The 8,123-nt window shown below is 30.4% G+C and carries 8 protein-coding genes; 7 read left to right on the top strand and 1 reads right to left on the bottom strand.

Annotated features, from left to right (window positions below; translation table 11 throughout):
* Nucleotides 1–129: 129 nt before the first annotated feature.
* From V6137_RS19725 to V6137_RS19700, 6 genes are all read left to right on the top strand, one after another.
* Complete coding sequence (locus tag V6137_RS19725) at nucleotides 130–1,125, top strand: acyl-CoA dehydratase activase-related protein (protein ID WP_425449680.1); 996 nt, start codon at nucleotides 130–132, stop codon at nucleotides 1,123–1,125.
* The gene (locus V6137_RS19720; protein WP_425449679.1) at nucleotides 1,097–2,206 is read left to right on the top strand and encodes an acyl-CoA dehydratase activase-related protein; all 1,110 of its coding nucleotides are present in this window, start codon (nucleotides 1,097–1,099) and stop codon (nucleotides 2,204–2,206) included. Before V6137_RS19725 ends, V6137_RS19720 begins: the two co-directional genes overlap by 29 nt.
* Nucleotides 2,181–3,161 carry an acyl-CoA dehydratase activase gene (locus V6137_RS19715; RefSeq protein WP_425449678.1) on the top strand — a complete coding sequence of 327 codons (981 nt, stop codon included), beginning with the start codon at nucleotides 2,181–2,183 and terminating at the stop codon, nucleotides 3,159–3,161. The genes V6137_RS19720 and V6137_RS19715 overlap by 26 nt, the downstream gene beginning before the upstream one ends.
* Before the next feature lie 112 nt (nucleotides 3,162–3,273).
* A complete protein-coding gene (locus tag V6137_RS19710) occupies nucleotides 3,274–3,750 on the top strand; it encodes a nucleoside recognition domain-containing protein (RefSeq protein WP_425449677.1) in 477 nt (158 codons plus the stop codon).
* Nucleotides 3,751–3,765: 15 nt separating this feature from the next.
* The gene (locus tag V6137_RS19705) at nucleotides 3,766–4,224 is read left to right on the top strand and encodes a nucleoside recognition domain-containing protein (protein WP_425449676.1); all 459 of its coding nucleotides are present in this window, start codon (nucleotides 3,766–3,768) and stop codon (nucleotides 4,222–4,224) included.
* A gap of 127 nt (nucleotides 4,225–4,351) precedes the next feature.
* A complete protein-coding gene (locus tag V6137_RS19700; RefSeq protein WP_425449675.1) occupies nucleotides 4,352–5,395 on the top strand; it encodes an HD-GYP domain-containing protein in 1,044 nt (347 codons plus the stop codon).
* Between the two features lie 199 nt (nucleotides 5,396–5,594).
* On the opposite strand, the gene V6137_RS19695 is transcribed toward V6137_RS19700, so the two are convergent.
* Complete coding sequence (locus V6137_RS19695; RefSeq protein WP_425449674.1) at nucleotides 5,595–6,572, bottom strand: hypothetical protein; 978 nt, start codon at nucleotides 6,570–6,572, stop codon at nucleotides 5,595–5,597.
* Between the two features lie 212 nt (nucleotides 6,573–6,784).
* Between V6137_RS19695 and V6137_RS19690 the strand changes: the two genes are divergently transcribed.
* On the top strand, nucleotides 6,785–8,123 hold a 1,339-nt coding region (locus V6137_RS19690; RefSeq protein ID WP_425449673.1), incomplete at its 3' end, for a hypothetical protein.

Here is an 8,123-nt window from a genome sequence, read left to right as displayed (position 1 = left end):
AGATAAGTTTTGTATTAAAAGGTTATTTAAGAATATGAATATTGAAGTTATTTTTAGTGAGAATGTTCGGTAGAAAAGAACTTTATTTTCTATCAAATGTTCTAACTATATTATACGAGGAGGGATATGATGTCTTATAAAGTTGGGATTCCCCAAGGACTTCTTTTTTATGATTATTATCCTTTATGGAAGGAGTTCTTTAATAACCTCGGGGCAGAAGTTGTACTGTCTAATAAAACAAACAAAAAAATTTTAGATCAAGGAGTCTCAAATTGTGTAGATGAAGCCTGTTTGCCTGTCAAGGTTTACCATGGTCATGTATGTGATTTAAAGGATAAGGTAGATTATTTATTTATACCTAAAATAATAAGTGTACATAAAAAAGAGTATATTTGTCCTAAATTTCTTGGACTTCCTGAGATGATAAAAAATTCAATTAAAGGATTACCACCTATTATTGATGTAGAGATTAACTTACATAAATCAAACTCAAACTTGATACCTACAATAATAAAAACTGGGAAACATTTTACTATAAATGGTTTTAAAATAACTTCTGCTTATAGTAAAGCTGTTGATAGTTATAAAAAATATTTGAATCTAATAGGTAGAGGTGTAGTACCTATAGATGCTATAAAGATGTATAATGAGTCGTTAAAGGACATAAAAAAAGATAAGAACAAATTAAATTTACTTGTATTGGGTCATCCATATAATATATACGATGACCATATTAGTATGAAGCTAATTGACAAGTTACATAAACAAAATATAAACGTATTAACTTCAGAGATGATAAATATAGATAAAATTAATTATCATGCTTCAAAACTTCCTAAAAGAATGTTTTGGAGTTTTGGTAGAAAGATAGTAGGATCGGCATTTAATGTTATAGAAGAAAGAAAGGTCGATGGAATAATATATGTTTCCTCTTTTGGATGTGGCTTAGACTCTATTTTAATAGATTTGGTTGAAAGAAAGGCACGGAAAGAAAAACTACCATTTACCCTACTAACTTTAGATGAACATACGGGAGAAGCAGGAGTAAATACAAGATTAGAAGCATTTGTAGATATGATTAGATGGAGGCTAGATTATGAAAATAACATTTCCACACATGGGTAATACATATATAGCAGTTAAAGCCTTATTAGAAGACTTGGGAAATGAAGTGATATTGCCTCCTAGATGTAGTAAAAAAACCCTTGAGTTGGGGACAAAATATTCACCTGAAACCATATGTCTTCCATTGAAAATAAATATAGGAAACTATATAGAAAGTATAGAAAAGGGAGCCGATACAATAATAATCACAGGAAGCTGTGGTCCCTGTAGATTTGGGTTTTATTCAGTAATAGAACAGGAAATATTAAATGACTTGGGATATGATGTGAATATTATAGTTTTTGACCCACCAGACGGTAACTATATGAAGTTTATTAAAAGAATATTAAAGGCTGCCAATACTAAAAATGCTTTTAAAATAGTTAATAGTTTGTATAAAGGGTCTAAAGTGATGGAGGCAGCAGATAATTTAAAGAGGCTATCAAACAAAGTTAGGGCAAAGGCTCATAATAGTTACGAAGTAGATATGATAATGGACAATTATTTTAACAATATCGATAGGGTTCATGGATTTAAAGAGATATTAAATCTTATAAAAGAGACTGAATATAAAATGAACAAAGTTAAGATTGATAAAAACAAGGATGTTATAAAAGTTGGAATAGTGGGAGAAATATACTCCATAATTGAACCCTTTGTAAACTTAGAAGTAGAAAAAAAGTTAGGCCATTTAGGAGTTGAAGTGGATACATCTCTAGATACCTCTACCTGGGTAAAGCATCATCTATATCCGGGACCAATTGGTTCTAGGGAAGAAAAAAGAAAGTGGAAAGAGGCAAAACCATATTTAAGTACCCTAGTAGGAGGTCATGGTAGAGAAACTATTGGGAGTTCTGTAATATATGCCAAGGATGGGTATGATGGCATTATACAAATATTGCCATTAACTTGTATGCCGGAAATCGTGGCTGAGAGTATATTGCCTACTATAGAAAAGGATTTTAATATTCCTATTATGACTTTAGTAGTAGATGAAATGACTGGAGAAGCAGGTTACTTAACAAGGCTAGAAGCTTTTATAGATTTATTACAGAAAAGAAGGGATGAGAAGGTAAATGAAAGAGTGTTATCTAGGCGTTGATGTAGGGTCCGTAAGTACCAATATAGTTTTATTAGACGAAGAAGATAAAGTAATAATAAAAAAATATTTAAGAACCCAAGGTAGACCTATAGAGGTTTTGCAAAAGGGATTAAATGAAATAAGAGGAGAAATCGGAGATTTTAAAGTGAAAGGGGTAGGAACCACAGGGAGTGGAAGACATTTAGCCAATATAATATTAGGTGGTGATATAGTAAAAAATGAAATTACATCCCATGCTGTAGCAGCAATAAATGAGATTCCCGATGTAAGAACTGTATTAGAAATAGGGGGTCAAGATTCAAAAATCATCATTTTAAGGGATGGAATTGTAACTGATTTTGCTATGAATACCGTATGTGCCGCTGGAACGGGTTCATTTTTAGATAGGCAGGCAGCAAGACTAGGAATTAAAATTCAAGAATTTGGGCAAATGGCACTTAAGTCAACTAATCCAGTGAGAATAGCTGGAAGGTGTGCAGTTTTTGCTGAATCTGATATGATACACAAGCAACAGTTAGGACATAATCAAGAGGATATAATAAGGGGTCTTAGTGAAGCTTTAGTAAGAAATTATATAAATAATATTGGAAAGGGAAAAGACATAAAGGGGCCTGTAGTCTTTCAAGGTGGAGTAGCTGCCAATGTTGGAATTAAAGAGGCTTTTAAAAATGCCCTTAATACAGATATATATGTTCCTAAACACCATGATGTTATGGGGGCAATAGGTGCAGGTATATTAGCAAAGAGTAATGTTTCCAAAACAGGTAAAACAAATTTTAAAGGTCTTAAAATAGCAGACACTTCCTATAAAGTTAAAGGGTTTGAATGTAATGATTGTTCAAATATGTGTGAAGTAATAGAAATATATGCCGAAGGTAAAGTGGTAGCAAGATATGGAGATAAATGTGGAAAATGGACTAATTCAATAGAAACTGAAGACCAAAGATTAGCATAATAAATAGGGACTGAATCCATTCAGTCCCTATTTATTATGCTAAATACAAATCTTTAGTGTTCCGAAGGAAATTGTGTTATAATATCACTGACAGATTAGAAAGGGTGAGGTTATGGAAAATTGCAAGAGAGAGGAAAAGGAAATAAATGATACCAATAAAAATAAACGTGTTAATATTTGGAGAACTATAAAAAATGGATTTATGAATGGTCTCAAGACCACTTGGATGTTAACTAAAATAGTGGTTCCTGTTTATTTTTTTGTTACATTTTTAGGCTATACACCAGTATTGGATTGGATATCTGATATTCTTGCCCCAATTATGGGGATTGTAGGGTTACCTGGGGAGGCATCTATTGTTTTAGTTATGGGTAATATGGTAAATATCTATGCTGCCCTTGGAGCTGTGGCATCATTAACTTTAGGAGCTAAGGAAATAACTATACTAGCTGTTATGCTATCATTTTCCCATAGTCTTTTTATGGAAACGGCAGTTGCTAAAAAAACCGGTATAAGTGTAATATTAGTATTATTAACTAGATTTAGTTTAGCTATAGCTTCTGGAGTTATATTAAATATTGTTATTTAGGAGGAATTGATACACATGGATATAATAGGAATGTTAAAGGATGGATTTGAAGGAAGTATAGGCTCTATATTAAATATTGCTAAATATGTTATTCCCCTTATGATTTTTATGGAAATATTAAAGGATTTAAATATACTAGATAAAATATCAGAGTTTTTAAAGCCTATATCTAAATTTTTAGGAATATCAAAGGAGTCAACATTTCCATTAATAGTGGGACTAACTTTAGGACTAGCCTATGGAGCCGGTGTTATTATTAAAAGTGCAAAGGAAGGTAATTTATCAAAAAAGGATTTATATTTAGTACTACTTTTTTTGGTGGCTTGTCACTCAGTTATAGAGGATACCCTATTGTTCGTTGCCATAGGAGCCAATGGATGGTTATTATTGGGAATTAGATTGCCGGTTGCTATAATATTAACCGCTGTAGTAGCAAGATATATAGATAAATTACCAATAAACTTGGAAAATTAAAGTTTAATATGCAAAATGACGATATAATGTATATAAAATTACTGATAATATGTAGAAAATAGAGGAAAAAAGATGATTATATTGAATTATATTAATTAGAAAGGTTAATGGGGGGGAAGGTGATCATATGACAGTAATGCATATAACTGATTTAAAGCCAGGTATGATTTTAGAAAGGGATGTGGAAAAAAAAGATAGTGGTATCACCATTTTATCATCGGGTACGGTTTTAAATAAAAGAAGTATTATGAAAATGAGAAACTTAGAAGTGGAAAATGTCCATATTTTCGAGAAAAAAGAAAGAAATGAAGGTATAGTATTAACGGATGATGAGGAGTTTAAAGAAAAGTACGATATTTTATCTAATAAAACTCAAGATATTTTAAACAATGCTAAATTAGGAAAAAAGATAATAATAAGTGAAATAAGTGATTCTGTTAATGATGTAATAGATGGAATTATAGACAATAATAATATATTAAAAAGACTTAGACAGCTAGAAGAAGATGATGAATATATATTTAAACATTCAATGAATGTATTAATGTTAGCTACTATGATAGGAAAATGGCTTAAGTATTCTAAAAGGGAATTAAAACAATTGTCTTTAGCAGCTTTGCTACATGATATAGGTAAGGTGAAAATACCTAATAATATATTAAATAAGCCAGGTAAGTTAACCGAAAAAGAATTTGATATAATAAAGAAACATACTATACATGGGTTTAATATACTTAATGATACAGTTGGAATAAGTAAAAGTGTAGCATTGGGAGCATTACAGCATCATGAAAGAATAGATGGAAGTGGATATCCATTAAAGGTTAAATCAGAAAAAATCCATGAGTTTGCCAAGATAATCGCTGTATGTGATATTTTTAATGCTATGACATCAGAACGTGTTTATAAGCATAAAGAATCCCCTTTTAAGGTTGCTGAACATATATCAAGAAGTAGTTTTGAGAAATTAGATCCTAGGGTATCTTCAGTATTTTTAGATAATATTTCTAAGTTTTATGTAGGAAATGTTGTTAAATTAAACAATGGGGAGATTGGAGAAATAATATTGGTTCATAGACAAATGCCAACAAGGCCAATTGTCAGAATAGATGATAAATATATTGATTTATTAAGGGAAAGAAAATATGAAATAGTTGAAATTATAAATTAAAGAAGAAAAAAATATATAAATAACTACCGGACAGAGTAAGTCTTGTTCGGTAATTATAATGCATCTGATTTTTTTAATATATCTAGTTAATAAAAAAGAAGTGGGGTCTTAAGAACCCCACTTTTTCAATAGTTGTTAAGTAGTTTTAATTTCTAACTTAATAGTTGTTGGGGGATTCGTAATCCCCCAACTTATAGTCTTACTCTTCGTCACTTAACAATTCATTCACTTCATTAGATTCCTCAGTAACAGATGTTTCGCAAGGACATGGGCAAGGTTTTGATTTCTCATCTATTTGTTTTGGAAATAGAGTTGGGAATGTTGAACAAATAGGTGAAACTTCAGCTGCAAGGTTAGGGAATCCAGTTGATAGAACACAAAGTTGAACTGGAACTATTATTTTCTTTTCACAAGTAACACAAATTGATAATAATAGATTTGCACTTACTGCTCCAGTGTCTGGGTCAACTATAAGGTCTCTTCTAATATTATTTGTTGCTAATCTTGGCTGACAACCTACATTACAGAACTCAGTAAACCTTGGTAAAAATGCCCCATCTACAACGGATGGAAGACAAAGTTCAAAGAAGTTTGTTAAAACCAATGGAGACTGAGGACGAGCAACGGGAACATTAGCCGATAGGGTTGCTTCACACTCATTATCACAATGGTCAGTAAACAATACATCAATTTCAATTACTGCATTACCGGTTACTGAAATGTTCTGAGTACCAAATATTGGAGTGCCTTTTCCTTTATTCTCACAAAATTCTGTATCTGCATAAACTAATCTTTCACTACGGAAACCATCTGGTCCTATAGCTCTAACATCCTTATCACCACATCTAACAAATTGTCCCCCAGAAATATCGGTAGTATCTGGCTCAGCAGCCAAGTTTCTTGGATCATTTATGTTATCGGGATTGAAGAATTTTCTACATCTAATATCCAGTACCCTTGTTATCCTTGCATTTGCTCCTAAGTCAGGAGTGAAAGGCTGATTAGCTACAGTTCTTATTCCCTGTAGATTGAAAAGTGCTGCATCATATACTTTTTGAACATATATAGGTTCAGATACTACATTTCTTAATGAACCATCAAAATCACAACCAGTACTTCCGGTACAACATCTATCAGGAAGTGAAAGTGTTACATTTTCATTATTATTACAACTCATTATATTGCCCCCTTATAAAAAATTAGGAATTAGTCTTCCTACTTTTAATATATTCAAAGTTTATAAAACTGGTACTATTTTATAAAGATTAGTAATAATCTTATAGTTTACAAATATAATTGTATATAGAAGTGGATATATTAAAAGGTTTGACTATACTTTATTTATATTCATGACTAGATTATACGGTGAATATTATTGGGGGTGGGATTTTGGCTTTTTTAAATCAATGTAGCTGTTTAATAACAGATAGCCATGGCAATATATATAACTTTTTATGGAATGGAGAGGATATAGAGTATATTTACTTTGATAAGTCTTTAGGAAAAGCTGAAAAAAAAGAAGCAGTGAAAAATGTTTTATCTGAATTTGATGCTGTTATAGACCGAAATGATACTATCTATATTTTATGTCAGAAAAAGGATGGAAAAGTTGTATTGGTGACCTGTAACAATAATATCTGGAGTGAAAATATACTAAGAAATGATGTGGATAAGAAGGTTTTTAATTTCAATATAACTATTAACAACTATATTAATATATTTTATAATTTACCTATAGATAATAAGGGAAAAAACTTTGCACTTTATCATCACTATAATAAAAACGGACATTGGAGAACCTATGAATTAGACAGAATGAAGGTTAAGAATCTATTAAATTCAATAGGGGTTATAAGTGGGAATGGAAAATTAACTGTAGGATACTATAATCTAGAGGAGCAATATGAACAAATATTTATAAAAAACTTTGATGAGGTTAAACAACAGTGGGGGAAATCAATAAAGCTAACAAATAGTAATGTAGATAAAATGTACCTAGATATAATTGATACTGGAAGAGATGACCTTAATATAAGTTATAGTGAGCATATGGATGGTAATTTGGTAATAAAAGTTGAAAAATATAAATTAAATAAAAATAATCCTAAGAAATCAAATGAAAAAATATTATCTAATTTAGCCAATTGTACATATTCAACATTTGTAAAATATCAAAATAAACTGTGGAATGTATGGACGGAGTATGAATATGTAATAAGTAGCTATTCTGAAGATAACGGTGATACATGGAGTGAACCCTATGTATGGAATAAGTCAAAAGAGGTGGATTTCTTAAGATATAGATTTTCTACAAATGAAAGAAATATTAATAATAAATTTAAATTAAACTATTCCTTTGGAGAGAAGGCACCGAATATAGAATTAATAGGTTTTGGACCTTTGAAAGATACCACAGAAGTGAAAATTAAAAGACCTAAGGGGAATATAGAAGAAAGTAAAGAGAGAATAAATAAACATGAAAAAAAACATAAATATAAGTGGGAAAATAATATTCATGATAGCTTAGAAAATAATAAATATGATTTTTCAGAAGATGAAATAAGTTTAGATCAGAATAATAATGGGGGGTACAATAAAGGTACTATAAGAAGGGTTCAAAGTACAAAGAAAAGTGAAGTTAATGAAAATATTAAAGATGATATAAAAAATTTAGAAGAAAAAATAAATAGTTTATATAAAAGAATAGAGAGTATAGAAGAGAATTTTA

The organism is Dethiothermospora halolimnae (assembly GCF_037577855.1).
GTDB lineage: Bacteria > Bacillota > Clostridia > Tissierellales > VENL01 > Dethiothermospora > Dethiothermospora halolimnae.
This window is presented reverse-complemented; position numbering and strand designations above follow the sequence as displayed.